The organism is Neobacillus sp. GCM10027624 (assembly GCF_042675345.1).
GTDB lineage: Bacteria > Bacillota > Bacilli > Bacillales > Cytobacillaceae > Neobacillus > Neobacillus cucumis_D.
The window spans coordinates 120,571-146,921 of sequence record NZ_JBHTHD010000013.1 but is presented as its reverse complement, the minus strand read 5'-3'; the positions used below and the strand labels follow the sequence as shown (position 1 = coordinate 146,921).

The window sequence follows — 26,351 nt, the reverse complement described above, 5'->3', positions numbered from 1 at the left end:
CATCACACCAAATTACGCTTTAATCAGCATTGGCTAAAGTAAATTCCTTTACAGCATGTATGTATTTTTCATACCAGATCTTCCATTCCTCAACTCTTGATTCGATTGTTCTTCCCTCCAACAATGCCAGAATTACCTCCAAACACATATGCCAGCCGGCAAGATCCTTGGGCGTATGGTCAGTGATTTCTTTTAATTTCTCCGTCAACACCAACCTGCAACCCTCTGATTCCGGACTCAATTCAAAGCGCATCGTGTTCTCCCACCAGGTAAACTCTAAAACAGAATACATTTTCAATTCAGTTATCGTCAGCTTATCAGAAGTACCATCGGGCATTTGGAAGATTATCGCCCCGCCTTCACGGAGCTCCTCAACTTGGAGTTCTGAAAACCAGTTAGAAAGTTTATCGTTCTCTGTCAACCACGCCCAAACTTCTTGTACAGGGTACTTCCAGTGCCGTTCATACCGTGCAATTGCTCCATTTCCGGTTTTTGTCATTTCCGCGATCATTTCATAAACCTCCTCGATAATCGAAATCTATTTTAAAAATACCATTTTTCCCTCTTGTCCGCATTTTTTTATAAGCGAATTTCTACCTCAATCCATCTATAATTTAAGACTAGCTCCTTTTTTAAATTCGAACGTAATATGTAAAAAATAAGTTGGTGATGACATGCATACGATTATTACCGGATCAGGTGCGCCTATTTATTTAGGTTATTCTGCCCCAATGTTTGGACCTTGGAATCAAATCATACACCATCATAGTATTCAGTTTGGTCAGAACACTATTCACATTCTACCCGCCCTTCATGGGTATCCACCTATGTTTCCATATTTCGGGCCATTCGTACCTTTTCGAAAATAGTTTAAAAAAATAATTCTTAATTCGATAACAAATCCCATATGAACAGATAGTAGAATTCCCGCCCAACAGAAAAAACGATACCCTTTTTTTAGGTATCGCCATAGAGATTAAAAAATGAACCTTATATGCTTTTAAGAATTAATATAACAATCGCCAAAATTAATACTGCCATAATGATAAAAGGAGTTAGCCCGGAACTAAAAACAACGTAGACCGTAATATGGCGGAACGCATTTACGACCATATAAATGAATAAGACGATACCCAAAAATACGATTAGAGCCGCATTATTTTCTCTTTTCACTTCAACGAGCTCCTTTCAAAGCAAAACCACTCATCCAGACAGCTAGTCCTTTATATAACACTTTATTAACTACAATTTGTATTATTCTTGAAGTCCCAAATTCCCCATAAAAAAAGCGATCCTCCACAATCGAAGAATCGCCTACATTTTTCATGAGCTTAGTCCGTTAATTTCGTTCACAAGAGTCTGCAAAGCATCCCCCATTTTTGACTGTTCCATATTCCTGCGGATCTCTCCACTTTTTTTCTGCAAAGTCTCCAACTGCTCAACTAAAGTTTCGATCGTTAAGTTTTCTTCCTGTAACGTTAAAGAGTACCCTTCTTCTTTGAAGGCTTTAGCATTTAAAATTTGATCCCCGCGGCTTTGTTCCAAACCTAAGGGGATAATAAGCATTGGGATTTTTAAAGCTAGAAATTCAAAGATGGAATTGGAACCACCTCTAGTTATAACTAAATCCGTAGCTGCTAAAATATCGGGCAGCTCATCATGAATATATTCAAATTGCTTATACCCTGGCACATTTGAATAACTCGGATCCATATTATTTTTGCCACATAAATGCACAATTTGATACTCAGCAGCAAGTTTTTTTAGAGCCCCTCTTACAGCCTCATTAATTTTTTTCGCTCCCAAACTTCCACCCATAATCGTCAAAATCGGCCGGTTATCATGAAATTCGAGAAACCTTCTGCCCTTTTCCTCCGAACCTTTAAAAATCTCTCTTCGAATCGGCGACCCAATCACGAAGGTCTTTTGTGCCGGAAAATACTTTTTGGTCTCATCAAACGAAGTAAAAATTTTGGTCGCAAACCTTTGTGAAATCTTATTGGCCAAGCCTGGGGTAATATCACTTTCATGAATAAAAATTGGGATTTTTAATGACCTAGCAGCGATGATGACCGGCACGGATACAAACCCGCCTTTAGAAAAAACAAGATTCGGTTTTATCTTTTTCAAAGCCTTCCTCGCATCGAGACAGCCTTTTAATACCCGAAAAATATCTATTACATTTTCAACATCTATGTATCTTCTTAGCTTCCCGCTGCTTATTCCATGATAAGGGATATTGATTTTTGAGATTAACTCTTTTTCAATCCCGTTTTTTGAACCAATATATTGAATATTCCAGTCATGAACAATCTCCTTAATGATGGCAATATTAGGTGTTACGTGGCCGGCTGAGCCTCCGCCAGTAAACACAATCGTCTTTTTTGACATAATTCCTCCTGATAACAAAGCATTTTTAGTATTGATTATATGGGAACATAAACCTACAATGCCACTGCTTGAATTGAATAGTTTATCATAAATGGAAACCAAAGTTTATAGATAAATCAAATCCAAACATTATTCTTGGTTATCCTCTCTTCTATCAACAATAAACATTTCATATTCCATTCTATTTTGGGAAAAATAATCCCGACTGACTAAATGTTGGGGGAATTTGAAATATGAAAACGAAACTTACCACCTTTGCGTTAATACTTTTATTTCTGATCTCAATCGCTTTAGAGACAGAGGCGCTCAGCTTTAATAAATTACCCATCAAACATTCATCGAAGCAATGGTCCGTGGAAGTTGCAGAACCCGGGCATGGCAAAGGATTAGCTAAATCTGAAAAAGGAAAGTTTAATACCTACTCTTTAGAGGTCCATAACATTGGGAAAAAGGTAAATTCAGTAGAAGTGTTTATGTATCGAAATGAACCAAATTCCACTACAAAGTTTTCTCTTTTTGGATGTCCTGATGGGGATGATTGTACGGAAGGCCGCTTTGAGCACGCACTCTCTTTAGCCAAACAATTGAATAAGGGTAAACCTTTTCGCTTTAAAAATTTCCCTTTGGCTAATAAAGCGACAGAACTAGAGGTAGAGGTTATTTGGACACAAAAGGGCCAAAAAGGCAGGCCATTAAAAGAAACCTTCACCTTCGCCGTTGAGTAAAATAGGCATCGCGCATTGCCCGATGCCTTTTAATACCCCTTTTTCGTTTGGATTCATTCTCCATCTAACTCCTTTAATTTTCCATCCGTATAACTTCTCTATTTTTCTCGAATTCCTTCATCCAGTACCTAAGTGAGGAGATAAATCCCTCTGCTTCCGGAGTCTCTTGTTTCTTAACAACATAGGTAAAAGAAACAGGAAGATCGATTTTATCCGGTTTTATCTCAACCATTTTCCCATTTTTTAATTCTTCCTGAACAATCGATAACGGTAAATAAGAAATACCCAGTCCTGTTTCGATAAACCGCTTGGTAATTTCCATTTGAGTAACGGGGATTGTCCGAATTCTTGGATAGTATCTTTTAATCTCTGACAGTAACGTGTCCCAATAGGCTGGATGGTTATCGGTTAATAACCTGAATCGCTGAAGAACGTTCACCTCATTTATATGCGTTTGTTCCTGTTCTTTTTCCTCTAGATTTGGAGCCACCATAATTACTGGATCACGATGAATAATTTCACAAAACAGATCTGTTTGAATCGGTTTCATCCTGGATAACCCAATGTCGGCTTTGCCAAGGCTTATATCTTCACCAATCTCAAAAGAACGAACAACATTGATGATCACCTCTATATCCGGGTGTTGTTCTATAAAAATTTGCAAAAATGTTGGAAGAACAGATGCAGCAATTTGAGGGGCCACCGCAATCGTCAGTTTACGATTATAGCCTTGCTTCCATCCTTCGAATTCCTCCATCTCATCGTCATATCTATTCAAAATTTTGAGGGCAGACGAGAGGAACCTCGAACCAGCCGGGGTAAGAGAGACATTTTTCCCTGTCCGTTCAAATAAAGAAATGTGCAAATACTCCTCTAACCTCTTTATGTGCTTCGTAACAGCTGGTTGTGTCAAAAATAATTCCTCCGCTGCTTTACGGAAATTTTCATATTTAGCCGCTATGATAAATGTTTTTAACCACTTTATATCCATTTCGTTTACAGTCCTTTTATTAATAACCAATGGTTATTAATTTTATTAAAATTTGTTAATTTTCATTATATAGGAACTCTTTTATAATTCATATTAAGTTATATTCAAAAGGGGCTGATTAGATTGAACGAGACAACAAATAGGATTAAAAGAAAATTTGACGAAAATGCACCGAATTATGATCATCAAAGAAGAAAGTTAATTCCATGTTTTGATGATTTCTACTCTATTCCGGTTTCAATCATTCATACTAAAACTGAAGCCCCATCCGTTCTGGATATTGGTGCAGGAACAGGACTATTTTCATTTTTTCTAAAAGAAAAATATCCAAATGCCCGCATGACATTAATTGATTTATCAGAAAAAATGATGGATGTTTCAAGGGAGCGATTCAGCGAACACCAGGATATCCGCTACATTGTTGCAGATTATACTAACTATAGGTTCGAAGAGAAGTTTGATGTTGTAATCTCATCCCTTTCCATCCACCATCTATCAGATGAAGAGAAACAAAAATTATATGAAAGAATTTTCTTTTTGCTAAAAGAGGGAGGGATTTTCATAAACGCGGATCAAGTGCTTGGGAATACACCATTTATTGAGGCGCTATACAAAAATGACTGGAAAACCAAAATTGAAAAAGGCGGTTTAACACTGCAGGAAATTGAGGCTGCTTATGACCGAACAAAGCTTGATAAAATGGCTACACTTGGGGACCAAATCAATTGGTTGAAAGCAAGCGGTTTTCAAGATGTTGATTGCATCTATAAATACTATAATTTTGTCGTTTTATTTGGTAGAAAGCTTTAACTATTTTACTAAAAAACCGAGGTGCACCAAGTCATCAATCTCTTGGTGCCCTATACGTTTTAGTTTAATCATCATATGGCCAAATATAAAAAATAGCAGAAACACCCTCGCTAGCTGCTTCATCGTAACACTCAAGTGCATCCTCATTTTCAGGATCATCTTCATACTGTTCACGGGTAGCGATAAACTGCTCCTCAACCGTAATTACTTCCCAGCCTTCATTAGTTATGTAGTTTTTTGCTTTTGCTAATGCGAAGTTAACATCAATTGAATCCACCCAGCAACAGACAACTGCACCGGCACAATCCTTTTTTTCGGGATTTTCTGCTAAGGGTATGGCGTCAAAAGTAAAATAATAAATCGGCATTGTATACTCCCTTAAATAATCTCTTTCTCTTTTTTATTTTCAGATGTAGACCAGTGGGCCGGCCGAGTAAGCACAGGTGGTAGTTTTGTATTAGCATCGCCCTTTGCCGAGTTAATTTGAGCCTGTGTGAGAAATATAGTTCCGGTTAAGTTAGCACCACTAAGATTTGCATCGCGAAAGTCCGCCCCAATTACATCTGCACCTCTTAAGTCGGCGTCTTTAAGATTAGCAGCAATGAGGTATGCCCCCCTTAAATTTACCCCTTGAAGATTGGCTTTCTGAAGATTTGCACCAAACAAATTGGCTCCCCGTTCATAGGTTTTTCGAGAGTTTTTCGCACCCTTATTCTTGCTCTCCCACTCAACACGAACTAGTTCACTAGTCTTAAGGAGCAATACATTTACATCTGCCCGATGTCCCGACAGGTCTAGTTCCATAAGAGACTCGGGACTAAGAAAGGTAAGTTGTTCTGTCTTCCCTACCATGGATTTGAGCTCTTTGTGGATGGAATGAGTTTCCTTTAATATCAATGCTTCATTTAAATACAAGAGCATCTCATGAAGCTGCTGCATCACTGGAAATACGTCAAACATTTGTTTCGCAGATTGTGGATTCTCGAGCCAGTCGTTCCCTTCAAAAGTAATTTGAGAAACTTTTTGACCCGCGCCAAAGCATTCATATACCGTGCAGCCTTTAAAGCCCTTTTTCCTTAGATCTTTATGGATACCACAGCGAAAATCCGCCTGAAGATTCGGGCACGGACTGCCACCCTCTTTTCCTTTGGCAAAGTCTGCTGAGGCTGCGAACGGCAAAGCAACACAGCACAAACCAAAACAATTCTCGCAGTCAGAATGGAGACTTTCTGGGCTAATGCTGTGTTTACTTAATTGACGTTGATTCTTAGACAAAATATGCACTTCCTTAAAGGTATTCTTAATTTCTAATACATCGCCATCCACCTAATCATACTATTTATTTCAAAAGTTTGTCCTACAATTTTTAACGCCTTGATCTTTTTGAAAAATACGAAAACAATATAACTAATATGCCGGTTAATTGAACACTAAAACCTATTAAGGTGATGACAATTGAACGCGACATATAATCATAATAATAAAAAGTTCCATCCCCTGTATATTTAATATAATCAGTCCATTCCTCTGCGATGCTTGGACTATACAACATAAAAGCTAAACCGATAATTATAAAACAGGCTCCTAATGAGTATTTACTACCCATTTGATCTAGCTCCTTTCCTAATTAAACACGAATCAAAAATTATTCTAGTAAACTTATATTCGACACTATTCCAATTTTATCCTCCATTTTAACAAAAAATGGGTTTAAAAAAGAACCACTTTGAAATGGTCCTTTTTAATTAATGATTAACCCTATTTTTGTCTCTACTTCTAATGATAAAAAAAATTAATGAACTGAGACAAAAATACCATTTCCCATTTTCCAGTAAAAACCACCTGACAAATGGAACCGCTTCCATTAAAATAAAAGTAAGAAATAGGAGAGGGGATAGAAACAATGGAACTTTTATTTGAACTACGTGTATACAATCAGTCTGAAGAACCTTGTGAGGAAAACATCCCAAATAAAGAAATTGAAGAGAATTTCGATATCCCCGATTATGATTATAATAAAAGATTGTGGTTTTAATATAAAATAGGGTTGAAATAAGAGCTTGAGGTCATCCTCAGGCTCTTTATTATTTCTCATCCATTCCATAATAAAATTAAAGCTCATTTTAAAATATGGTCTAAATTGAATCTTTCTCAAATATTTTATAGGAAGAATACCCAAAATCATATGAAATAGGAGAGAGTAAAATGTTTGTTGTTTATTTTTTCGATAACAAAAATCTTTTATTAACTCAGCTTCTTCAGCGTGTTCCATCGGTAGGCGAGGATTTAAAAATTAAAGGTCGTAAAGGAAAGGTTTCGAGTGTTACTAGCGTGGATGAGCAAAAATTCCAAGTGCAAATTGTGCTGGAAGCCGTTAATAAAAATAAGCAGGCGGCAGCTGTAGATAATTCTAAAAAGAAAAAAAGATAACGGAAAACCTTAGAGCACACATGTTTTGTGTGCTCTTTCAATTTACCGCAGCAAATACTGTTTAAGCATCCTGAGTCAAAACTCTATACTAAATCGCTGCGATTTACATAAGTTTTTACTTCTTGTGGAAAAATAAGATTAAAAACAAAAGAGGGAAAATCCTTGAAAAAGCTACTTATTAGTTTGGCCTTGTCAGTTGTTTTTTGTTCGGAAATCATTGCCCCAAGAAATTTAATGAATACAGCATACTCACAACGGAAGCCTATTCCTCCCTATGCGAAGTGGGGAGTTTTTGCGATGAAGAAAACAAAAGAAAAGTATCCGAAAGCACAAATTATTGACTATCTTCATATTGGCAGAATCAGCGGCCCTACAACTTCTACGGAAAAATTCAAGCTTTGGTTAAAAGAAAACGGAAAGGAATTTGGGGTTTTTATCGATATTGAGTTTAACAACAAAACGGAGCAAGTAAAGAAGGTTACTTTAAAAGAGACACCTAAATAATGGGGAATTTTAATGACTCGACTATCTCAGTCGAGTTCTGGTAAGTTAAACTATTTTTGTTCCGTTATTTGATCCAATTAACTTTCAATCTTTTTACTTGTTCATTTTTGGAAGAACGGCTTCCTCATCAGGCAATGAAACAACTTTTCTTTTCCCCTTTTTATATTTACTAACCCTCATCGGGCAATGAAGCAGTCTTTCTTTTCCCTTTTTTATGTTTGTTGACCCCCATCGGGCAATGAAACAGTCTTTCTTTTCCCTTTTTCATGTTTGTTGACCCTCATCGGGCAATGAAGCAGTCTTTCTTTTCCCTTTTTTATGTTTATTGACCCCCATCGGGCAATGAAACAGTCTTTCTTTTCCCTTTTTCATGTTTGTTGACCCTCATCGGGCAATGAAGCAGTCTTTCTTTTCCCTTTTTTATGTTTATTGACCCCCATCGGGCAATGAAACAGTCTTTCTTTTCCCTTTTTTATGTTTGTTGACCCTTATAGGGCAATATACTGGCCTCGTATACAGACTCAATTAATTATGGTAATCTATTTAGTTATAATAAGAATATTTAGATAAATTATAAAAATCAGCTCATTATTAGGGGGAAAAGAATATGCCGATGAAAATTGGAACGGAAGATTTTAATCATCGGGTAGATGCCGGAATTAACAACGCGTTTATGAGAGGTGCAGTATCCAGTGCGCAGGATAACTTAAGTTCAAGGAAGCTAATGGCAGCAGAAGAGCTTGGTAACTGGGAGGAATGGCGTTCACACGGTGAAGAAATCCGTAAACACGTGCTAGAAAACCTGGATTATTATTTATATCAATTAAGTGAAAATGTCGCAAACAGAGGCGGCCATGTCTTTTTTGCAAAAACCGCGGACGACGCAAATCAGTATATTCGTAGAGTAGTTGAAACGAAACAGGCTAAAAAGGTTGTTAAGTCAAAATCAATGGTTACAGAAGAAATTAATTTGAATGCTTGTTTAGAAAGTACAGGCTGTGAGGTCATTGAAACCGATTTAGGAGAATATATTCTGCAATTGGATGACCATGATCTCCCCTCCCATATTGTTGGCCCTGCCATGCATAAAAATAAAGAGCAAATCAGGGAAGTTTTTGTGAAAAAATTAAACTATCAAAAGTCAGACAAGCCTGAAGAGATGGCCTTGCATGCCCGTGAAACGCTCCGCAACGAATATTTAACCGCTGATATCGGCATTACCGGCTGTAATTTTGCCATTGCTGAAACAGGTTCCATCTGCTTAGTAACAAATGAAGGAAATGCTGATTTGGTAACGGCTCTTCCAAAAACTCAAATTACAGTGATGGGAATGGAAAGGCTTGTTCCAACCCATGAAGAATTAGATGTCCTTGTCAGCCTGCTAACAAGAAGCGCCGTCGGCCAAAAGCTGACAAGCTATGTAACCGTGTTATCGGGACCAAGAGATGAAGGTGATGTCGATGGACCAGAGGAGTTCCATTTAGTGATTGTTGATAATGGCCGGGCAAATATTCTTGGCGGTGAGTTCCATTCAATTCTCCAATGCATCCGTTGTGCAGCCTGTGTGAATGTTTGTCCTGTATATCGTCATGTTGGGGGGCATTCTTACGGTTCTATTTACTCCGGGCCAATCGGAGCGGTTTTATCACCATTACTAGGTGGGTACGATGACTATAAAGAGCTTCCCTATGCATCGACATTATGCGGGGCTTGTACGGAAGCCTGCCCGGTAAAAATACCGTTACACGAACTGCTTCATAAACATCGGCAAATCATCGTCGAAAAAGAAGGAAGAGCACCCATTTCGGAAAAACTGGCTATGAAAGCATTCGGACTTGGTGCCGCTTCTCCCTCCCTTTATAAATTAGGATCAAAAATTGCACCGTCTGTGATGAATCCTTTTACTGTCGGAGATAAAATCTCAAAGGGACCGGGCCCATTAAAGGTATGGACAGAAATTCGGGAATTTCCTGCGCCTAATAAAGAGCGCTTTCGTGATTGGTTTAAAAACCGTTCGAAAGGAGAGGACAGATCATGAAGGGTTCCATACAAAATCGGGATGATTTTCTTAGCAATATTGCTGGGCGTCTAGGGAGAGATTCAGTAACCGCCGGGGTAGCAAGACCAAAGTGGAAATACTCACCTCAAGATGCGGTATTAAAAGATGCAAGTTCCGATGAATTACTGGAAATTCTAAAACGACAATGTTCGAACATCCTTACAGACATTGTTTTAACGAACAAAACCGGATTAGCTGACACCATTAATAAAATGGTTGCTAATTATGGCGGTGGGCCTATATTGTCTTGGAAAGATCCCCGCTTTGAGGAATATGGGTTATCTCCCCTGTTTAAAGAGAGATGGCCTGAAGAAGGGATTGAATTTCAGGAGTGGGATTCTTCGATTGGAGAAGAAAATATTAAGCGGGCGGAACGTGCTAATATAGGAATTACGATAAGTGATATTACGCTTGCCGAATCCGGCACAGCTGTTCTTTTCAGCAGCAATGATAAGGGCCGGACTGTTAGCTTTTTACCTACCACTTCGATTATCCTGATTCCCAAAAGTACAATTGTTCCAAGAATGACCCAAGCAGCAAGAAAGATACGGGAAAAAGTAGAACGTGGAGAGCATATTGCTTCCTGTATTAATTTTATTACCGGGCCAAGTAATTCCGCAGACATCGAGTCAAAGCTTGTGGTTGGTGTGCATGGCCCGGTTAAAGCGGGTTATATTGTTATTGAAGATTTATAGGATTTTTGTCGTAAATCAAAAGAAAGGGCGCCTGGACTTTCCTGGCACCCTACTTTTTTTAAAACGGTTTCAATATCATTAGCGAAATAATGATGATAAAAATGATATTTTCAATATATTCAGTCCGAAAAAGACTTTTGGCTAAACGTTTATATTCTCCAGGGATTTCCTCGCCTTTATGTGTTTCCAATAGGGCTTTTATCGGTTTCGATCTTGGTGATAGCGCTAGTGGGCCCATCGCCAAGGAAATTAAAAAGAGAATAAGGCTTGTTACATACCACCCCATCCGAAATAGCGCCGGATTAAGAAATCCCATGGTCAATCCGGTAATTAACAATAACGTGCCGCCCACCATCACAAAAATATGTAATTTATGTCTAATTTTATAGGAATGCCTTAACTCCGTCATGGTATTCCCCATTCTGACCACGGTTGTTAAAATAAAACCTGGTCCCATTCCGATTATGGCAGAAAATATATGTATGAAAACGATGATTTTGTAGAAAGTAATCACATTATGCCCCCTCTATTCCCATCTCTAATTTTACCATATTCTTAGGAAATAACATGTGATAGAAATGGCAGACAGATCGTAAATTAGCAGTGAATGCCCAATTAGCTTCCCATTCATTATACTATTTTAGCATATATATCCATTGTATTTTTGATTGTTTTGCAAGAGGGAAAATAAAAAGAAAAGGCCTCGGTCGTTTTCCCCGATGCCTCTTCCTTTCAACCACCCACCTCTTTCTTTTTCCGAAGAACATAACAGGTTCCATCCTCCGCAAAATACAAATATTCCCCCTGGTCGATATTAAAATGAACATTCTCTTTGTCGTACAGGAGTTTTGCAACTTTTACAAATTGCTCCACTAGATCACTTGTTGGATTAAAGATGATTTCTCCACTTTTCTGGGTTGTCACAAATCCCTTCGGGTTACATTTTCGTTCCGGTTTTAATTCAGTGGTCCAGGTTCCATTGAGAAGAACAGAACTTGCGGTAACCCTAGATTTTCTGTTTTGAACGGACCAAATTTTCCGGCAATTACAACGATGGATTTTGCTTTTCATCACCAAATACCTTCTTTCAATAAGAAGATGAAAAAACGTATCATGGTAATTATATTCAGTAAGAGTTTGGCCTATTTTATCAAAAATGAAAAAGCCTGGATCTCTCCAAGCCTGTGTAATCATAATTTAAATTTCATTATTTTTTCTTATAGCCTTTAGTAGTTCATCAAGCTTTTCATTTCTTTCCCGCTCTAACTTTGTTTTTTCATTCATAAACTTAATAACTTTAATGACGAAAAGAATTCCTAGTACAATCAGCACTAAATAAACAATAATCGGCAAAAAGCTAAATAAGACAAATAGGCCCTCTGATGCAAAAAAGGAATGACCACTTGACATCAAAAATCCCCCCTAATTTATATATATGCATATTATACCTTAGTTTCCATTTTTGGTAATTATTTTCATTAGAGAGGATATTAATTTCTATTTTTGGATTAAAACGGTAGAATAAGATTGGTTAAACAATATTATATATTTAAATAAAGATTTATGGGGGATTTAGGATGTCACCTTCGAAAGTTCTTAAATGGGTAACGGGCGGTTTAGAGGCATTACTGGGAATTCCGATTCTAGGCGGAACGATTGTCTTAAGTCTTGCTTGGACTCCACTGGGGATCATGCTGGTTTTACATATTATAACTCTTGTTTTAGCCAAAAAGGATGGCGATGCTGTTTCGGGGAGCATCCTTGGGATTGTGACTTCCTGTATTGCTTGGATTCCAATTGTCGGAATGATCATGCATATTGTTACCGCCATCGTACTAATGGTCGATGCTGCAAAATCTTATAGACAGGCATAATTGCACATCAAAAGCAGTTCTAATAAGGTAGAACTGCTTTTTTAATTTAAGATAGATTCACTTTTTCGAAATGTTCAACCGTAGGGAACGGATCATAAAAATGATGTAAAAGCTTCTTCCATTCCTGATATTCATTTGATTGCCGGAATCCAACGGTATGGTCTTCTAGTGTCTCCCATTTCACCGTTAACAAATATTTTCCGTCAACCTCCAGACAGCTCTGTAACTCATGGGATATATAGCCGCCCATGGAGGATATTATTTTTGAGGCTTGGCGAAAAGTTTCCTCGAATTCCTGTTCTTTCCCCTGTTTAACTTGAAGCATAGCTGCTTCTAAAATCATAAAATCTCCCCCTTTCACTTTAGCAATGTCTAAAACGATGAATGTAACATCCTCCTTTGGGAATTATAGGATAAAAAGACTTTGAGGAGCTCTTCATGATTGCTATTGCCTACTCGATTTTCTGGATTGCCGCTGCATATAAGTTAGCAGACCGCAATTGGAAACCCTATTATCCCACACTTCTGTATGCATCGCTTGGAAATGCTTTATACGAACTCATCTGCTATAAATATCAACTATGGCAAATGGAGCCAAATGGGCTGCCTTTTGCCATGATACCGATGTTGTTACTTATTTTACTAGGGATGCCACTATCGACCTGGATTTACCTTTCAAAATTTCCTTTTAGAAAAGGGCTCTCCTCCCAAGTGCTTTACATTTCTTTGTTTGTCGTCCTTTTTGTTATATTGGAATTTTTATCGATAAAATGGGGTGCCATTACCTATCACCATAACTGGAACCTATTATGGTCCTTATTTTTCGTTATTGTTATGTTCATAATGCTCCGGATTCATTATCAAAGACCGATGCTGGCACTTATTCTATCTGTCATTTTTTCTGTTTTTCTATGCTTGATGTTTAATGTTTCCCTGGATAAAATGAAGTAATTATTAATGCCGGAGGTTTCGCCCTGGTCTATTCACAAATTTGATGCACTTAGAACGTTTTATCTGCGTTAAAATAGAATTTATCTGCGATTCTTAGCCATTTATCTGCGTTTCCAGGACTTTTATCTGCGTTGCGATTTTTTTAAAATGAAAGCCTGTACGCTTTGACGATTATTCCGTCATTTGCAGGCTCAAAATCGAATTCCGGCTGCCGTTCAAAACCTAAATGTTCATAAAGCCGCATCGCGCTTTCCATAAATTCTCCTGTATGGAGCCCAATTGCACTATGTCCAAGCGCCTTTGCACGTGAAATACATTCTAAAATCAATAATTTCGCCACACCTTTACCACGGGCTTCCGGCGTGACAGCTAGCATTCGGATTTCGGGATGATCCAACTCCTCCAACAACCCTTCGTAAGCATCCATCTTTGCTGGGAATAAAACCACACTGCCTACAATCGCACCATCCATTTCGGCAACAATCCTCACCGCCCCCGGATGCAAATCCCCCTCTGAGGAAATGCCGTTTTTCAACGCATTCCAATGACCTTCAGGAATACGGGCAGCATGTTCCTGATAAGCCTTGACTCTCTGTTCACGAATAAAAGCCATTTCCTCCAATCGTGCATCACGTATAATCAAGAGCCCATCATCCCCTAAAAAATTTTTCTTCCTTCTTGCTTAATTCATGGCGGTTATGCTCGGAATATAGACCTGAAAGATCCGGCCCCTTCGGTAAAATGCTATTCTGGCCTTTTTGGTCATCACTTGCGATATGGTTTGATAAATGATAATGCTTCTTAATCGCATCAAAATCTGTTGTATCGCCAAAACCAGGTGTCTGAAATAAATCACGTAAATAGCCCCATAAGTTTGGAAAATCCACAATACGATTTCGATTACATTTGAATGCTGAATAATAGGCGCAATCAAATCGAACCAGCGTTGCATAAAGACGAACATCTGAATCGGTAATATAATCACCAAATAAGAACCGCTGCCCTGCAAGTCGCTGCTCTAGTACATCGAGACGGGCAAAAAGAACATCATATGACTCTTCATAGGCTTCCTGCGATTGGGCAAAGCCGCATTTATACACCCCATTGTTCACTTCATGGAAGATGACGTCGTTTAGGGCATCAATCTCTTCGCGTAAATGTTCCGGATACAAATTCGGTGCATTTTCCTTATGAAAAGGTGCCCAAGAAGTTTCAAGATAGTTTGTTAATTTAAAATAATCATTGTTAACGACCTTTTGTTCCTTTACATCAACAAATACAGGAACCGTTGGTCGTCCCGTATAATCGGGGTCAGTTTTTTTGTAGATTTCACTTAGGTAGCGGATTCCTAAAACTGGGTCTACACCATTCTCATCCAAAGAAAATTCCCAGTCCACATGCGCAAGCTTTGGACGCATTGGACTTGCAGTTCCCAAACTAATGCTATCCTCTAATCCTAGTACTCTTCGAACAATCACCGACCGATGGGCCCAAGGGCAGACAGCCGACCATAATAGCCGGTATCGTCCTGCTTCTACTGGAAGTTCACCCTCGCTTGTACCAAAGGGTGTAATAAATCTATTTTTTTGACGTTTAAAAGAACCATCGGAGCTTATTTCTGTAACAGTTCCTGAAGTGGTTTCGCTTTTTGACATGTCGGGCACCTCTCAACTATTGAATAAAATTGCTTTTGCCTTGGCTACTAATTTTTCTTGATCATCGTAGATGGAGCATTCCGCATGGGTAAGAGTGCGGCCTTGCTTAAATACATGAGCATGAGCAATCAGGTATTCTCCCTTTGCTCCTTTTAAAAAGGTAACATTTAAATCGGTTGTTACGACCCTTTGTGTACCATCTTCATTAGCAGCAATAACATTGCACATTCCTACATCCGCGAGAGAGGAAATAATCCCTCCGTGTACAACGCCAACACTATTTACATATAACGGTTGGATTTGCAAAGTTACTTTTATATTGTTTTCATCTTGTCTTTCATATTGTAATCCTAAAAATTCATCCAACGGTTGTTTTATAAACAAAGTGCACACCTCTGTTTTGATTTAAGTAATTTCAAGTTTTTCAATAAGTTTAATTCATTTTAGGCTTTTCTTTGTTTTTAAGTCAATCAATACAGGTTGAATATTCTGAAATTACAGAGGTTTGATTAATTGACTTCTTTACTCGAGATACTTACCATAGTACCTAAATTCGTTAGGGAGATGAGTACCTTGCAAGTGAAGGAGTTAGGGGATTATTTAGTGAACTTCAGAAGGAATCTTCATTTGGAACCAGAATTATCAAATGAAGAATTTGAAACGACGCGAAAAATTAAAGAAGCGCTGCTATTGCAAAATATTAGCATCCTTAACCTGCCGCTGAAAACAGGTGTGGTAGCTGAAATTAAAGGAAGTAAACCAGGTCCAACCATTGCGCTTCGCTGCGATATTGATGCATTGCCAATTTTGGAACAATCCGAGGTAAGTTTCACCTCAAAACGTCAAGGCGTAATGCACGCCTGCGGGCATGATTTTCATACCTCCGTCATTTTGGGAACTGCCTTTTTATTGAAAAAAGAAGAAAATAACTTAGCCGGAACGATTCGGCTGATTTTTCAACCGGCGGAGGAAACGGGCCATGGTGCTAGAGCAATCCTCGAAACCCATGTATTAGATGATGTGGACGTGATTTTCGGACTCCACAATGATCCGACTCTTCAGGTTGGTGAACTAGGGACAAAACATGGTGCGCTGACTGCTGGAGTCGACCGCTTTGAAATCCATGTTACCGCAACTGGGGCTCATGCGGCCAAACCGGAAGAAGGAAATGACCCGATTATCATTACCAGTCAAATCATTTCCACCTTACAAACGATTATAAGCCGGAATGTGCCGCCAAGGGAGACCGCTGTTGTAAGTATTACGCAAATTCATAGCGGCTCAACATGGAATGTAATTCCGGATACTGCCTATCTGGAAGGAACAGTCCGGACATTTAGTAAGACCCAGAGAGCTTTTATTCAGAAGCGCATGGAACAAATTTTACACGGAATTGGTGTGACGTTTAATGCAAGGGTAGAGCTGGTTTGGCATCCGGGGCCCCCATCCGTGAATAATACCCCTGAATGGGCAGATTTTGCACTTGAGGTTGGGGCTAATGCTGGCTACAAGACAAAAGTCGTGGAAGCAAGCTCTATTGGCGAGGATTTTGCTTTTTATCAGGAGAAACTACCGGGAGCTTTTGTGATGATTGGGTCAGGCGGGCCTTTCGATTTACACCATCCAAAGTTTGTTGTGGATGAAGGTGCCATTTTACCTGCAGCAGAATATTTCAGCCTTTTGGCTGTAGAGGCTTTGGAGAAATTAAAGCAAGGTTAAACTTTTTTGGGTTGAGGTTTGCTTGAACGGATTGTTGGTTGATTACGGGCACTATACACATCTGATAGGTCCCGTACCTCTTCTTTTGCTTTGATTACGGGCACTATCGGAACCTGATAGTGCCCACGCTTTTTGTTTTTTCTTCCCCATGGGCACTATGAAGGCCTGATGCTTCCCGCACTTCTTAGTTTTTCTTCCCCACGGGCATTATGAAGGCCTGATGCTTCCCGCACTTCTTAGTTTTTCTTCCCCACGTGCACTATGAAGGCCTGATGCTTCCCGCACTTCTTAGTTTTTTCTTCCCCACGGGCATTATGAAGGCCTGATGCTTCCCGCACTTCTAAGTTTTTCTTCCCCACGGGCACTATGAAGACCTGTTAGTTCCCGCACTTCTTAGTTTTTCTTACCCACGGGCATTATGAAGGCCTGATACTTCCCGCACTTCTCAGTTTTTCTTCCCCACGGGCACTATGAAGGCCTGATGCTTCCCGCACTTCTTAGTTTTTCTTCCCCACGGGCACTATGAAGACCTGTTAGTTCCCGCACTTCTTAGTTTTTCTTCCCCACGGGCACTATGAAGGCCTGATGCTTCCCGCACTTCTTAGTTTTTCTTCCCCACGGGCATTATGAAGGCCTGATGCTTCCCGCACTTCTTAGTTTTTCTTCCCCACGGGCACTATGAGACCCAGATAGTTCCCGGAATCACACCATTTCTTTCGCTAAGGGCATTATGAAGCCTATTTGTCCCCACTCGCCCTCTCTTTTTCTATAATCATCAAAACGATCAATTCATATTAGAGACACTTTTCCTTTCTCTTATCTGATTTCCGCCCTCAATGACCTCGACTGTTTTATTGCAAAGATGTTCTATTGAAAAAGGTAATTTATTTAGTGATGCCGAATATTATGTACAATGGAAATCCAGTATTTTGATAGAGAAAGGGGTATATAAATTGGAAAAGACCGCCTTAATTCTAGTTGATATTCAAAACGATTATTTTCCTGGAGGAAAAATGCCACTCCATGAAACAGAAAAAGCTGCGAAAAATGCGAGGGCTATATTAGATTATTTTCGTAAAAACAATCTCCCTCTTTTTCACATTCAACACATTTTCAAAGATACACAAGCACCATTTTTTGCACCGGACACAGAAGGAGTTCAGATTCATCAAAGTGTTACACCATTAGAAAGTGAAACTGTGATTCAAAAGCATTTCCCGAACAGTTTTCTACATACTTCATTAGAAGCAGAATTAAAAAATCTAGGTATCGAACATGTAATCATTGTTGGCATGATGAGCCATATGTGCATCGATGCAACATGCCGTGCAGCTGTAGACCTTGGTTTTAGTTGTACAGTCCTTGAGGATGCATGTACATGCCCCCATCTTACCTTTAACAATAAAACCATTAAGGCTGTAGATGTCCATGCTGCGTTTATGGCAGCACTTGGAAGCCTATATGCTACCATCAAGACAACTGATGATTTCCTTGTTAAAACAACAAACTAATAACTATCTTTCAATAAGCAAAGGAGAACCTATTTGTTGATTACGGTCACGAAGAACTTCTCATAGCCGTAATCTTTTTTTGATGATCACAAGGCCATCGTTAATTAATGATTCCAGAATTCAATAGCTCCAATTGAAGGTCTACCTTTATCGGGATCTCTTTAATCGAAACATTTTTATATTTCCCCTCCCAAAGTCGATGATTGTGGACCTTGATTTCTTCTTCAATTCCAAACCCGTCACAATTGGCTTCTTGTAACTTCCATATCATTTTTTTAGCAGTATTCGTTAATCCTGCTTCTATTTCGTAATTAAGCTGTTTTAAAAGAAGTGGACTTGTTAAATGATTTTTAGGATATTCTCTAATCCGATATTGGAGCTTTAGGGCTAAATTAGCAGTAACTGCACCATTTTTCACATTTAATTTTGTCTTTGGCCGTGAATTCAGAATTTCAACAATGACATAATTCAATTGGTTTTGTTTATAACGATGCTTCGTTCTCACTAAGAAGGAAACCTTCTGTTTTATACCTCCACTAAGAAGTATAAACATCTTTGATTCTGGAATTGTTAGTTTTCCAGTCATTTTTTCATTATTAAACAACGCCATCCCCACTGATTCTGCTCGATGACCTTTACTATGAATTTTTATCAGCGGTAATAACGGATCCTTTGTATGTTTAAGTAATAAAGGGCAGACGGATTGAACATTATAATCTGTATAAAAACCCGTTGCTATCCCGCTTTTTAGAAACTCATCATAATATCGACTGTTTAAATCAGCCTCTTCCTGTTTTAAGCGAATCGCATCCATTGCTTTTCCTTCAATAATTGCCACTTTTGCACCAAGAGCTCCTTTTGGATTCCGATAAATATAATCAAGTTCTTGATAGAGGCCTTTTGCTGCAATCCTCTCTCCGAAAAGGATGACTTGTGTTTTCGAGGTGTCAATTTTTTCAGAAATCTTCAAATCCTCCTGTAACAGCGTATCTCCAGCTGTTATCCCATGTGAGGTAAGAATAGTACTTTTCGAAGAAGTTGTTGAGCTAGAAGCTAAATTACCTGAACTCCCCATACCAATTGGATACGAGGAACTAGTAACTACTTCCCCTTTTGAGCCAGCATCATATCCAATTAGTTCAATTATTTTTTGCTCTTTTAAAAGCCGCTGGTCCCAACAGCCTGTTAAGAAAAACGGAATACAAACGACCATAAACCATCTAATTATCTTTTGCATTAGATACACCCTTCTGCTGCTTTCTAAATAAAAGGGAAATGATTAAAAGAGATATAGGAATAACCATTAAAAAGATGAAACCAGCATAGGTAGTGAACTGCGCTAATTTTTCTATCACTTTTTGATGATTAAACAATAGAGCAACACCAAAACAAATGATGGCTGATAAATATACTAAAGACTTTCTATTCCATTTTTTCATTAAAAAAGTGCCTGCTAACGATGCACCGTAAAGGTAGCTTATAAAGGATGTCCCCACCAAAATAATCCACAAAGAAATAAGGATTAAATCAGGTCTTTCGATAATTTTGAAAGTAAAAGACTTTAAAAGATAAAGGACAGGCTCTGGGAGCAGCAACATTTCGTCATCACTAAAGTAAATTAAGCAGACAAAGGTTAGGAATGAATATAATAGGGTGACAATAAGATTCGCCAATGTAACCGCCTTTATCCGCTCCTTTTTTGTTGCCATAACAAATGGTGATACAATCAGAAACATTTCCATCCCCTGCCATGCTAATGTGGCATGTGAAGCCCCTTTTATAATGTTCAAAATTCCTGAGTGACCAATCGGCATGATAAAGTGAATATTTCCATCTTTAAAAGCAATCGGGGCAATAAATACAAAAACGAATAAAACAAAACTAGCGATAAAATAGAACCTGGCAATTACCTTAAGATTTTCGACAGCCATGTATATTCCGATGGAACACATTAAAATTAGGATCACCCAATTAGGAGTATAAAGGAGCATCCATTTTTTTATTATGTAGACAAATAAAATTAGAATGGTAGAACCAGTCAGTAAGAAATAGAGAGCATAAAGAACGGTTAAGCATTTTCCCAAAACCCTTCCTAAAATGGATTGCAGGATTTGAAATAAATGCTGCTTAGGGAACCGATTACATAAAATCGTATAGACAATAGCAAGGACCTCCATAAGAAGGCCTGTAAGGAGAATGGATATCCAGCTATCTCCTTTTGCAAATTTATGAATGTCGTATGGTAACGAAAGAAAAGCCACCCCTATTTGAGTCTGTATTAAAAAGGTAATAAGCTGAAGCTTCGTAATTTGGTTTTCATTTTTCATTTTTTTCCCATCTTCTTGGTCGATATAATCGTTTTTTATTTTTAACTAATAACTCTCTAGGTCGGAACTTTAAAAGCCAAATTGGGAATCGAATGAATGCATCCTTCATCCCTTGTACATTAAATGGAGCAACAGGTGTAAAATACGGTGTTCCAAGGGACTCAAGTTTACAAAGGTGACCAACGATAAACATTAAAGAAAAGATGATTCCGACAAAACCAAAGGTGGCTGCAGAAAGCATAATTGGAAAGGTTAACAGCCGAACAGTGTTACTCATTTCATAGGATGCAATCGTAAAGGATGATATTGAAGTAAGGGCTATCACGATAACCATAATATTTGATACTAATCCTGCCGAAACAATTGCATCGCCGATGATTAGACCACCGACAATTCCTATTGTTTGTCCAATTGGTGATGGCAGGCGAATTCCTGCTTCTCTAATTAATTCAATCGTGAACGCCATAATCATTGCCTCGATTAAAGGTGGAAATGGAATGTTCTCTACAGAGTTTTTTACAAGAAATAAAATTTCATTCGGGATAATTTCAAAATGGAAACCGATAACCGCAATATATAAAGCTGGTAATAGAAGTGAGAGAAAAAAGCTCATTACTCTTAAAAGCCGAAAAGTAGAGCTTGTTAAAATCCGGCTGTTGTAATCATCCGTCGTTTGAAAAAAAGAAAAAAATGATACGGGAAGAACAAGAACATCACAACTACCTTCAGACATTAAGACAATTCGCCCCTCCATTAATTGAGCAATGGCCCGGTCTGGTCTTTCCGTAAAAAGTATATGCGGAAACGGAGAAAATGGCTGATCCTCAATTAACTCTTCTAAATACCCGGGGCTAAAAGTCATATCTGTAGATAGCGTCTGAATTCTTTCTTCAAGTCTCTTTACTAACGTAAGGTTTGCTATACCTTCCATATAGACAACGGCTATTTGGGTGTTCGTATATTGACCGGTACGATGATAATTAATTCTAAGATATTTACTCTGAATCGCCTGCCTGATAAAGCCTAAATTAGATGATAAACTTTCAACAAATCCAATATGTGATCCCCTTACAGTTTTTTCACTGTCGGGTTCCTGGGGGCTTCGTGATAAGTCTTTCTTTGTATTAAATGAAAAGAGATCATCTTCTCCTTGAACGATCAAAATTGTATTTCCTTGTAGCAATGTATTTATGGTATCTTCAAGCTTTACCTTACTTTTTGTTTCAGCAGTATATGGAATGTCGCCAAAATCTAATTCTGGATTTTTACTTAAAGGAACTAAGATACTTTCCTGGATTTTCTCCGAATCGGAAATGGTTTCTAAATAGAAAAGAATTCCTTTCTCCTCATGATATAGAATAGGAAGCATTAACAAATCCTCAGTGTTACCAAAAGCATCCTTAATAAACTCTAAACGGCACTCGAGTGCAGACTTTCCAATGTCTGAAGGCTGTTCATTTGATTTATAATGAATTAAAGGTCGTTTCATAAATGAACTCCTATGTTTAAAATGTTCATTTTATGTTCTGCAAAATTTTCCAAACTTATCCCTAGAAATGATAAAGAACCCTGAAGTAGGTTATTCTGGGTTCTTTCGACTGTTATTTATGTTTAGTAAAATAGTAAAGAAACCACACCGCATGGTTTTGCTCGTCTGCTGCAGCTCTCCGAAATACTTCTTTTATATGCTCTGTTGTAGCTGTATCGGCAATTTCCATATAAAAATCAACCGTTTTTTGTTCATCTTTTAGAGCAAATTCTAACCCATTTAAATAAGCAGCCGGACACTCCTCCACAATCTTCGGCTGCGGTTGTCTCCCCGTGAGACTCACATATATCTGCTGGAATTGTTGAAAATGCTTGACTTCATCTTGACGAATTTCAAGGATTCTCTGCCGTTCTTCCTCATTTTTAGCCATATTTGCTAATTTTGAATAACAATTGATTGCACTATACTCCCCATTTACAGCCTTTTCAACATCATTGACCAAGTTATTCGGTTGTCTAAAAAGAGCATCATGATAATTTGTATATGGATACATCCCATACCCTCCCCGTTATATTCTTACTATCCTATGAAAAAGTGAGATACGGGGTGCAATACAAATTTGTTTCACTCTAAATATTCAACTTTCTTAACTTTGATTTATCAAAAAATCCTCCACCTGTTTCAAAACTTCCTTTAAAGCTTCTATAGAGGCAAACATATCACTGCTTATCTCTAAGCAATGATTCCATAATATCTAATCCCATTTAATTAAACGATTGATCAGTATTTGCTATTTAACTATCCCAGTAAAAAGCTCTATTTTAAATAAAGAGTTTCTAAACGGGAATACTAAATTTATCTATTTGGCTTTGGGAGGTATAAACTTGAGTACCCATGAAAATACATTGTCAATTTTCGCTTTAGGCGGTATTAATGAAATTGGGAAGAATATGTATGTGGTTCAATATTCAGATGAAATTGTGATAATCGATTGTGGCGGAAAATTCCCCGATGAAAGTTTATTAGGAATTGACCTAATTATCCCTGACATCACCTACCTAGAGGAAAATCAGGAAAAAATCCGCGGGATGATTGTGACCCATGGTCATGAGGATCATATCGGCGGAATTCCATATTTTTTACGAAAATTAAATGTACCCATTTATGCAACCCGCTTTACACTTGGCCTGATCGAATTAAAGTTAGAGGAACACCGGCTCAAAGGCGACACCAAACTTGTTCAAATTGATTCGGAATCGATATTGGAACTTGGCAAGATGAAGGTTTCTTTTTTCAAAACAAGCCATAGTATTCCTGATTGCCTGGGGATTGTTTTTCACACACCTGAAGGGAATGTCGTCCATACAGGGGACTTTAAATTTGATTTAACTCCTGCCAATAATGAATCATCTGATATTCATAAAATGGCCAAAATCGGCAGCGATGGAGTTCTGGCTTTAATCTCTGAAAGCACCAATGCCGAGCGTAAAGGACTGTCGCCATCAGAGCAGATGGTCGGTGACAATATGGATGAGGCCTTTATGAAAGCGCATGGGAAAATTATCGTGTCTACATTTGCATCGAATGTGAACCGGATTCAACAGGTTGTCAATGCTGCTATGCTGACCAATCGAAAGCTGGCACTGCTTGGCCGAAGTATGGTAAATGTCGTAGGTGTTGCAATCGAACGCGGGTATTTAACCGTGCCTGAAGGGATGTTGATTGACGCACGTGATGTAGATCCATTGCCGCCTGAAAGAGTAGCGATACTTTGTACCGGAAGTCAGGGAGAACCAATGGCGGCCCTCGCCCGCCTTGCTAGCGGAAGCTATCGGGATGTCGCAATTTATCCAGACGACACCGTTATTTTAGCAGCATCCCCTATACCTGGAAATGAAAAGGATGTATCGCGGATCATTGATAACCTCTTTAAACTTGGCGCAAGAGTCATTTATGGCTCCGGAAGTTCAACCGGCATGCATGTTTCCGGGCATGGGTATCAGGAAGATCTAAAGCTTATGCTTACCTTGATGAAACCAACCTATTTTATTCCGATACATGGTGAATACAGAATGCTCCATCATCACCAGCTGCTAGCGGAATCCGTTGGGGTAGAAAAAGGAAATACCTTCATTATTAAAAATGGTGACGTTGTTGATATTGAAAATTCCGTTGCACGTCAGACTCGCAGTATTCCTGCCGGGGATACGTATGTGGATGGTATGGGGGTTGGAGACATCGGCGAAGTCGTGCTGCGTGACCGTAAGCAGCTTTCGGAAGATGGAATGTTGGTGATTGTGATTACCATCAGTAAATCAGACAGAAAGATTATTTCCGGACCGGACACGATTACCCGTGGTTTCGTCTTTGTAAAAAATTCGGACGATCTCCTTAAGGAAGTAAATCGTCTGGTTAAAAAAACCGTCATCGACTTACAAGAAGAAAATGTACGGCAATGGAGTGTCATTAAACAAAATATTAAAAAATCAGTTGGACAATATCTATTCACCCAAACAAAGCGGAAGCCGATGATTCTGCCGATCATTATTGAAATTTAAATGTGGAGGTTCTCGGCACTCCTCCCAATATGATGAAAGGCTGACCAATAATGGCCAGCCTTTCTTATACTTGAATTTTCCTTATGCCTGTATATTTGTTAAAGGTTGCTTATCTTCTTTTAATTCGGGGGGTAATTCGATCCGCTCTACTTTGTTAACGATAAAGATGTAGGATAATGCACCGATTAACAACACTGCGCCAATAAAGAATAAGGCGGCACTAAATGAATGCGTTGTACTCAATATAAATCCGACTACGATGGGAATTACAATGCCAGCAATGTTACCTGCTGTATTAAAGATTCCACCGTTGAGTCCAATAAGTTCTTTTGGAGACATATCGCCAACAAGCGTCCAAGTTGCACCGGCCATCCCTTTGGCGAAAAAAGAAACCGACATGATTAACATAATGAGCGCCGCAGATGAGGTATAGTTAGCTAGGACAACAACACTCGAAAAAAGGAAACCGATGATAATCGGTGTTTTACGTGCAAAACCAAGGGACTTCCCACGCTTTAACAAGTAATCGGATATATATCCCCCAACGATTCCCCCTAAAAAGGCCCCTGCATATGGGATTGAAGCCATAAATCCAACCTTAAGCATGGACATATGTTTTTCTTCAACAAGGTAGGTAGGGAACCAGGTTAAAAAGAACCAAAGAATTGTATTGAGGCAAAATTGTGCAATATAGATTCCGATCATTTGTCGGTTGGTCAATAGAAGTTTTACGTGAGCCCACCTGATTTTAATCGGTTTATCCCCTGCATTCGCTAGGCCGCCACCTTCCATAATATAGTCAATTTCAGCCTGATTAGCTTTTGGGTGTTTTTTCGGCTCATAGATATTCTTAAACCAAAATACCGACACAACAATTCCAGCCAACCCTGCAACATAAAAAACCACATGCCAACTATAACTCTGTAAAAGCCAAGCCATCACAGGCGTAAACAAAGCAATTCCAAAAAATTGAGCAGAATTATACACGGATACCGCCCTGCCTCGTTCATTTTGAGGAAACCACATGGCAGTCAATCGGCTATTCCCAGGAAACGAAGGAGCTTCTGCAACCCCTACGAAAAATCTTAGGACGAATAGCATTAGAAATCCGCTAGTCCATCCTTGAAAGAAAGTAAACAATGACCATACAAATAACCCAACTCCATAAACAACACGGGCCCCAAATCGATCCAATAACCAGCCACCTGGGATTTGTAGAAAGGCATAGGCCCAGTTGAATGCGGAAAATGCGATTCCCAATGTTACCGCATCCAATTGTAGATCTTTGTTCATTACAGGGGCAGCAACACTTAACGCCGAACGGTCAATATAGTTAACTGCGGTCGTTATAAATAATATAGCCAAAGTCAAATAGCGTACATTGGTTTTTTTCGTAATCGCTTTCAAATCTTGCATGTTAACACTCATAAATTTCCCCCCTAAAAGATATCAACTCAAACATATTGTTGATCATTATCCTTCCATGCACTGGTCACTTTCCTTCATTTACGAGTGAGGCTAATTCAAAAAGGATAACAGATAAAATTAGTGCACAAAATACCCAGATTCTTTAATCATGTATTCTATTATACAGAGCCTATCTTCCTTCACCATTTCGCAATACATCTTCAGGGAATATTTGTTACTCCAAAATTTGTTTTA

30 protein-coding genes are annotated in these 26,351 nt (G+C 38.7%); 11 read left to right on the top strand and 19 right to left on the bottom strand.

Annotated features, from left to right (window positions below; all coding sequences use genetic code 11):
- Window positions 1–19: 19 nt before the first annotated feature.
- From ACFQZ9_RS21755 to murG, 3 genes are all read right to left on the bottom strand, one after another.
- Complete coding sequence (locus ACFQZ9_RS21755; RefSeq protein ID WP_498945358.1) at window positions 20–511, bottom strand: SRPBCC family protein; 492 nt, start codon at window positions 509–511, stop codon at window positions 20–22.
- Between the two features lie 479 nt (window positions 512–990).
- A complete protein-coding gene (locus ACFQZ9_RS21750) occupies window positions 991–1,173 on the bottom strand; it encodes a hypothetical protein (RefSeq protein WP_198311454.1) in 183 nt (60 codons plus the stop codon).
- Between the two features lie 150 nt (window positions 1,174–1,323).
- A complete protein-coding gene (gene murG / locus ACFQZ9_RS21745) occupies window positions 1,324–2,391 on the bottom strand; it encodes an undecaprenyldiphospho-muramoylpentapeptide beta-N-acetylglucosaminyltransferase (RefSeq protein ID WP_498945357.1) in 1,068 nt (355 codons plus the stop codon).
- Window positions 2,392–2,624: 233 nt separating this feature from the next.
- Here murG and ACFQZ9_RS21740 point away from each other — a divergent pair, with 233 nt between their 5' ends.
- Window positions 2,625–3,116 carry a YozF family protein gene (locus tag ACFQZ9_RS21740; RefSeq protein WP_198311452.1) on the top strand — a complete coding sequence of 164 codons (492 nt, stop codon included), beginning with the start codon at window positions 2,625–2,627 and terminating at the stop codon, window positions 3,114–3,116.
- A 73-nt stretch (window positions 3,117–3,189) separates the two neighbouring features.
- On the opposite strand, the gene ACFQZ9_RS21735 is transcribed toward ACFQZ9_RS21740, so the two are convergent.
- Entirely contained in the window at window positions 3,190–4,107 is a 918-nt protein-coding gene (locus ACFQZ9_RS21735; RefSeq protein ID WP_498945356.1) for a LysR family transcriptional regulator, read from the bottom strand.
- 123 nt (window positions 4,108–4,230) lie between these two features.
- On the opposite strand from ACFQZ9_RS21735, the gene ACFQZ9_RS21730 reads away from it, so the two are divergent.
- Window positions 4,231–4,917 (top strand): class I SAM-dependent methyltransferase, encoded by a 687-nt coding sequence (locus tag ACFQZ9_RS21730; protein WP_498945354.1) that lies wholly within the window; start codon window positions 4,231–4,233, stop codon window positions 4,915–4,917.
- 64 nt (window positions 4,918–4,981) lie between these two features.
- On the opposite strand, the gene ACFQZ9_RS21725 is transcribed toward ACFQZ9_RS21730, so the two are convergent.
- The 3 genes from ACFQZ9_RS21725 to ACFQZ9_RS21715 form a co-directional block, all read right to left on the bottom strand.
- Window positions 4,982–5,284, bottom strand: coding sequence for a hypothetical protein (locus ACFQZ9_RS21725; RefSeq protein ID WP_198311450.1), 303 nt, complete (start codon window positions 5,282–5,284; stop codon window positions 4,982–4,984).
- An 11-nt stretch (window positions 5,285–5,295) separates the two neighbouring features.
- Window positions 5,296–6,195, bottom strand: a complete 900-nt coding sequence (locus tag ACFQZ9_RS21720; RefSeq protein ID WP_498945826.1) for a pentapeptide repeat-containing protein — start codon at window positions 6,193–6,195, stop codon at window positions 5,296–5,298.
- Between the two features lie 88 nt (window positions 6,196–6,283).
- Window positions 6,284–6,523, bottom strand: coding sequence for a hypothetical protein (locus ACFQZ9_RS21715; protein ID WP_498945353.1), 240 nt, complete (start codon window positions 6,521–6,523; stop codon window positions 6,284–6,286).
- Window positions 6,524–7,122: 599 nt separating this feature from the next.
- On the opposite strand from ACFQZ9_RS21715, the gene ACFQZ9_RS21710 reads away from it, so the two are divergent.
- The 4 genes from ACFQZ9_RS21710 (at window position 7,123) to ACFQZ9_RS21695 (ending at window position 10,605) form a co-directional block, all read left to right on the top strand.
- Window positions 7,123–7,347: a hypothetical protein gene (locus tag ACFQZ9_RS21710; RefSeq protein ID WP_198311448.1), complete on the top strand. Its 225-nt coding sequence runs from the start codon at window positions 7,123–7,125 to the stop codon at window positions 7,345–7,347.
- 162 nt (window positions 7,348–7,509) lie between these two features.
- Window positions 7,510–7,851, top strand: a complete 342-nt coding sequence (locus ACFQZ9_RS21705; protein WP_198311447.1) for a YqzG/YhdC family protein — start codon at window positions 7,510–7,512, stop codon at window positions 7,849–7,851.
- A gap of 607 nt (window positions 7,852–8,458) precedes the next feature.
- A complete protein-coding gene (locus tag ACFQZ9_RS21700) occupies window positions 8,459–9,889 on the top strand; it encodes a LutB/LldF family L-lactate oxidation iron-sulfur protein (RefSeq protein ID WP_498945352.1) in 1,431 nt (476 codons plus the stop codon).
- On the top strand, window positions 9,886–10,605 hold the full coding sequence (locus tag ACFQZ9_RS21695) for a LutC/YkgG family protein (RefSeq protein WP_498945351.1): 720 nt from the start codon (window positions 9,886–9,888) through the stop codon (window positions 10,603–10,605). Before ACFQZ9_RS21700 ends, ACFQZ9_RS21695 begins: the two co-directional genes overlap by 4 nt.
- A gap of 58 nt (window positions 10,606–10,663) precedes the next feature.
- Here the strand turns inward: ACFQZ9_RS21695 and ACFQZ9_RS21690 are convergent, their stop codons facing one another.
- The 3 genes from ACFQZ9_RS21690 to ACFQZ9_RS21680 all read right to left on the bottom strand — a co-directional run bounded on the left by ACFQZ9_RS21690 (window position 10,664) and on the right by ACFQZ9_RS21680 (window position 12,015).
- Window positions 10,664–11,119, bottom strand: a complete 456-nt coding sequence (locus ACFQZ9_RS21690) for a DUF2269 family protein (RefSeq protein WP_498945350.1) — start codon at window positions 11,117–11,119, stop codon at window positions 10,664–10,666.
- A gap of 218 nt (window positions 11,120–11,337) precedes the next feature.
- The gene (locus tag ACFQZ9_RS21685) at window positions 11,338–11,676 is read right to left on the bottom strand and encodes a hypothetical protein (protein WP_133336547.1); all 339 of its coding nucleotides are present in this window, start codon (window positions 11,674–11,676) and stop codon (window positions 11,338–11,340) included.
- Window positions 11,677–11,802: 126 nt separating this feature from the next.
- The gene (locus ACFQZ9_RS21680; protein WP_498945348.1) at window positions 11,803–12,015 is read right to left on the bottom strand and encodes a hypothetical protein; all 213 of its coding nucleotides are present in this window, start codon (window positions 12,013–12,015) and stop codon (window positions 11,803–11,805) included.
- A gap of 167 nt (window positions 12,016–12,182) precedes the next feature.
- Here ACFQZ9_RS21680 and ACFQZ9_RS21675 point away from each other — a divergent pair, with 167 nt between their 5' ends.
- Window positions 12,183–12,479 (top strand): hypothetical protein, encoded by a 297-nt coding sequence (locus ACFQZ9_RS21675; RefSeq protein ID WP_198311442.1) that lies wholly within the window; start codon window positions 12,183–12,185, stop codon window positions 12,477–12,479.
- A 46-nt stretch (window positions 12,480–12,525) separates the two neighbouring features.
- Here ACFQZ9_RS21675 and ACFQZ9_RS21670 read toward each other — a convergent pair whose 3' ends face one another.
- The gene (locus ACFQZ9_RS21670; protein ID WP_498945346.1) at window positions 12,526–12,822 is read right to left on the bottom strand and encodes an antibiotic biosynthesis monooxygenase family protein; all 297 of its coding nucleotides are present in this window, start codon (window positions 12,820–12,822) and stop codon (window positions 12,526–12,528) included.
- A gap of 95 nt (window positions 12,823–12,917) precedes the next feature.
- Between ACFQZ9_RS21670 and ACFQZ9_RS21665 the strand changes: the two genes are divergently transcribed.
- Window positions 12,918–13,430: a CBO0543 family protein gene (locus ACFQZ9_RS21665; protein WP_498945345.1), complete on the top strand. Its 513-nt coding sequence runs from the start codon at window positions 12,918–12,920 to the stop codon at window positions 13,428–13,430.
- 142 nt (window positions 13,431–13,572) lie between these two features.
- On the opposite strand, the gene ACFQZ9_RS21660 is transcribed toward ACFQZ9_RS21665, so the two are convergent.
- From ACFQZ9_RS21660 to ACFQZ9_RS21650, 3 genes are read right to left on the bottom strand one after another with little or no spacing between them, the layout of a single operon-like run.
- Window positions 13,573–14,073 (bottom strand): GNAT family N-acetyltransferase, encoded by a 501-nt coding sequence (locus ACFQZ9_RS21660; RefSeq protein ID WP_498945344.1) that lies wholly within the window; start codon window positions 14,071–14,073, stop codon window positions 13,573–13,575.
- A gap of 7 nt (window positions 14,074–14,080) precedes the next feature.
- Window positions 14,081–15,085: a glutathione S-transferase family protein gene (locus ACFQZ9_RS21655; protein WP_498945343.1), complete on the bottom strand. Its 1,005-nt coding sequence runs from the start codon at window positions 15,083–15,085 to the stop codon at window positions 14,081–14,083.
- A gap of 12 nt (window positions 15,086–15,097) precedes the next feature.
- A complete protein-coding gene (locus ACFQZ9_RS21650) occupies window positions 15,098–15,478 on the bottom strand; it encodes a PaaI family thioesterase (protein ID WP_498945341.1) in 381 nt (126 codons plus the stop codon).
- Between the two features lie 171 nt (window positions 15,479–15,649).
- Between ACFQZ9_RS21650 and ACFQZ9_RS21645 the strand changes: the two genes are divergently transcribed.
- Entirely contained in the window at window positions 15,650–16,804 is a 1,155-nt protein-coding gene (locus tag ACFQZ9_RS21645; protein ID WP_498945825.1) for an amidohydrolase, read from the top strand.
- Between the two features lie 953 nt (window positions 16,805–17,757).
- Window positions 17,758–18,315 (top strand): cysteine hydrolase family protein, encoded by a 558-nt coding sequence (locus ACFQZ9_RS21640; RefSeq protein ID WP_498945339.1) that lies wholly within the window; start codon window positions 17,758–17,760, stop codon window positions 18,313–18,315.
- Between the two features lie 100 nt (window positions 18,316–18,415).
- Here ACFQZ9_RS21640 and ACFQZ9_RS21635 read toward each other — a convergent pair whose 3' ends face one another.
- The 4 genes from ACFQZ9_RS21635 to ACFQZ9_RS21620 all read right to left on the bottom strand — a co-directional run bounded on the left by ACFQZ9_RS21635 (window position 18,416) and on the right by ACFQZ9_RS21620 (window position 22,684).
- On the bottom strand, window positions 18,416–19,552 hold the full coding sequence (locus ACFQZ9_RS21635) for a Ger(x)C family spore germination protein (protein WP_498945337.1): 1,137 nt from the start codon (window positions 19,550–19,552) through the stop codon (window positions 18,416–18,418).
- Window positions 19,536–20,642: a GerAB/ArcD/ProY family transporter gene (locus ACFQZ9_RS21630; RefSeq protein ID WP_498945336.1), complete on the bottom strand. Its 1,107-nt coding sequence runs from the start codon at window positions 20,640–20,642 to the stop codon at window positions 19,536–19,538. Before ACFQZ9_RS21630 ends, ACFQZ9_RS21635 begins: the two co-directional genes overlap by 17 nt.
- The gene (locus ACFQZ9_RS21625; RefSeq protein ID WP_498945334.1) at window positions 20,632–22,131 is read right to left on the bottom strand and encodes a spore germination protein; all 1,500 of its coding nucleotides are present in this window, start codon (window positions 22,129–22,131) and stop codon (window positions 20,632–20,634) included. The genes ACFQZ9_RS21630 and ACFQZ9_RS21625 overlap by 11 nt, the downstream gene beginning before the upstream one ends.
- A 112-nt stretch (window positions 22,132–22,243) precedes the next feature.
- Window positions 22,244–22,684 (bottom strand): ferritin family protein, encoded by a 441-nt coding sequence (locus ACFQZ9_RS21620; protein ID WP_498945332.1) that lies wholly within the window; start codon window positions 22,682–22,684, stop codon window positions 22,244–22,246.
- A 331-nt stretch (window positions 22,685–23,015) separates the two neighbouring features.
- On the opposite strand from ACFQZ9_RS21620, the gene ACFQZ9_RS21615 reads away from it, so the two are divergent.
- Window positions 23,016–24,689 carry a ribonuclease J gene (locus ACFQZ9_RS21615; RefSeq protein ID WP_498945330.1) on the top strand — a complete coding sequence of 558 codons (1,674 nt, stop codon included), beginning with the start codon at window positions 23,016–23,018 and terminating at the stop codon, window positions 24,687–24,689.
- 81 nt (window positions 24,690–24,770) lie between these two features.
- Here the strand turns inward: ACFQZ9_RS21615 and ACFQZ9_RS21610 are convergent, their stop codons facing one another.
- Window positions 24,771–26,117: an MFS transporter gene (locus ACFQZ9_RS21610; protein ID WP_498945329.1), complete on the bottom strand. Its 1,347-nt coding sequence runs from the start codon at window positions 26,115–26,117 to the stop codon at window positions 24,771–24,773.
- Between the last annotated feature and the right edge of the window lie 234 nt (window positions 26,118–26,351).

What these genes read in the sequence shown, in the direction of transcription:
- ACFQZ9_RS21710 (WP_198311448.1), top strand. Translation starts at nt 7,123, where the DNA reads ATGTTTGTTGTTTATTTTTTCGATAACAAAAATCTTTTATTAACTCAG.
- ACFQZ9_RS21655 (WP_498945343.1), bottom strand. Translation starts at nt 15,085, where the DNA reads ATGTCAAAAAGCGAAACCACTTCAGGAACTGTTACAGAAATAAGCTCC.
- ACFQZ9_RS21635 (WP_498945337.1), bottom strand. Translation starts at nt 19,552, where the DNA reads ATGCAAAAGATAATTAGATGGTTTATGGTCGTTTGTATTCCGTTTTTC.
- ACFQZ9_RS21665 (WP_498945345.1), top strand. Translation starts at nt 12,918, where the DNA reads ATGATTGCTATTGCCTACTCGATTTTCTGGATTGCCGCTGCATATAAG.
- ACFQZ9_RS21675 (WP_198311442.1), top strand. Translation starts at nt 12,183, where the DNA reads ATGTCACCTTCGAAAGTTCTTAAATGGGTAACGGGCGGTTTAGAGGCA.
- ACFQZ9_RS21680 (WP_498945348.1), bottom strand. Translation starts at nt 12,015, where the DNA reads ATGTCAAGTGGTCATTCCTTTTTTGCATCAGAGGGCCTATTTGTCTTA.
- ACFQZ9_RS21740 (WP_198311452.1), top strand. Translation starts at nt 2,625, where the DNA reads ATGAAAACGAAACTTACCACCTTTGCGTTAATACTTTTATTTCTGATC.
- ACFQZ9_RS21715 (WP_498945353.1), bottom strand. Translation starts at nt 6,523, where the DNA reads ATGGGTAGTAAATACTCATTAGGAGCCTGTTTTATAATTATCGGTTTA.
- ACFQZ9_RS21620 (WP_498945332.1), bottom strand. Translation starts at nt 22,684, where the DNA reads ATGTATCCATATACAAATTATCATGATGCTCTTTTTAGACAACCGAAT.
- ACFQZ9_RS21630 (WP_498945336.1), bottom strand. Translation starts at nt 20,642, where the DNA reads ATGAAAAATGAAAACCAAATTACGAAGCTTCAGCTTATTACCTTTTTA.
- ACFQZ9_RS21670 (WP_498945346.1), bottom strand. Translation starts at nt 12,822, where the DNA reads ATGATTTTAGAAGCAGCTATGCTTCAAGTTAAACAGGGGAAAGAACAG.
- ACFQZ9_RS21625 (WP_498945334.1), bottom strand. Translation starts at nt 22,131, where the DNA reads ATGAAACGACCTTTAATTCATTATAAATCAAATGAACAGCCTTCAGAC.
- ACFQZ9_RS21735 (WP_498945356.1), bottom strand. Translation starts at nt 4,107, where the DNA reads ATGGATATAAAGTGGTTAAAAACATTTATCATAGCGGCTAAATATGAA.
- ACFQZ9_RS21700 (WP_498945352.1), top strand. Translation starts at nt 8,459, where the DNA reads ATGCCGATGAAAATTGGAACGGAAGATTTTAATCATCGGGTAGATGCC.
- murG (WP_498945357.1), bottom strand. Translation starts at nt 2,391, where the DNA reads ATGTCAAAAAAGACGATTGTGTTTACTGGCGGAGGCTCAGCCGGCCAC.
- ACFQZ9_RS21695 (WP_498945351.1), top strand. Translation starts at nt 9,886, where the DNA reads ATGAAGGGTTCCATACAAAATCGGGATGATTTTCTTAGCAATATTGCT.
- ACFQZ9_RS21725 (WP_198311450.1), bottom strand. Translation starts at nt 5,284, where the DNA reads ATGCCGATTTATTATTTTACTTTTGACGCCATACCCTTAGCAGAAAAT.
- ACFQZ9_RS21610 (WP_498945329.1), bottom strand. Translation starts at nt 26,117, where the DNA reads ATGAGTGTTAACATGCAAGATTTGAAAGCGATTACGAAAAAAACCAAT.
- ACFQZ9_RS21755 (WP_498945358.1), bottom strand. Translation starts at nt 511, where the DNA reads ATGATCGCGGAAATGACAAAAACCGGAAATGGAGCAATTGCACGGTAT.
- ACFQZ9_RS21685 (WP_133336547.1), bottom strand. Translation starts at nt 11,676, where the DNA reads ATGAAAAGCAAAATCCATCGTTGTAATTGCCGGAAAATTTGGTCCGTT.
- ACFQZ9_RS21645 (WP_498945825.1), top strand. Translation starts at nt 15,650, where the DNA reads ATGAGTACCTTGCAAGTGAAGGAGTTAGGGGATTATTTAGTGAACTTC.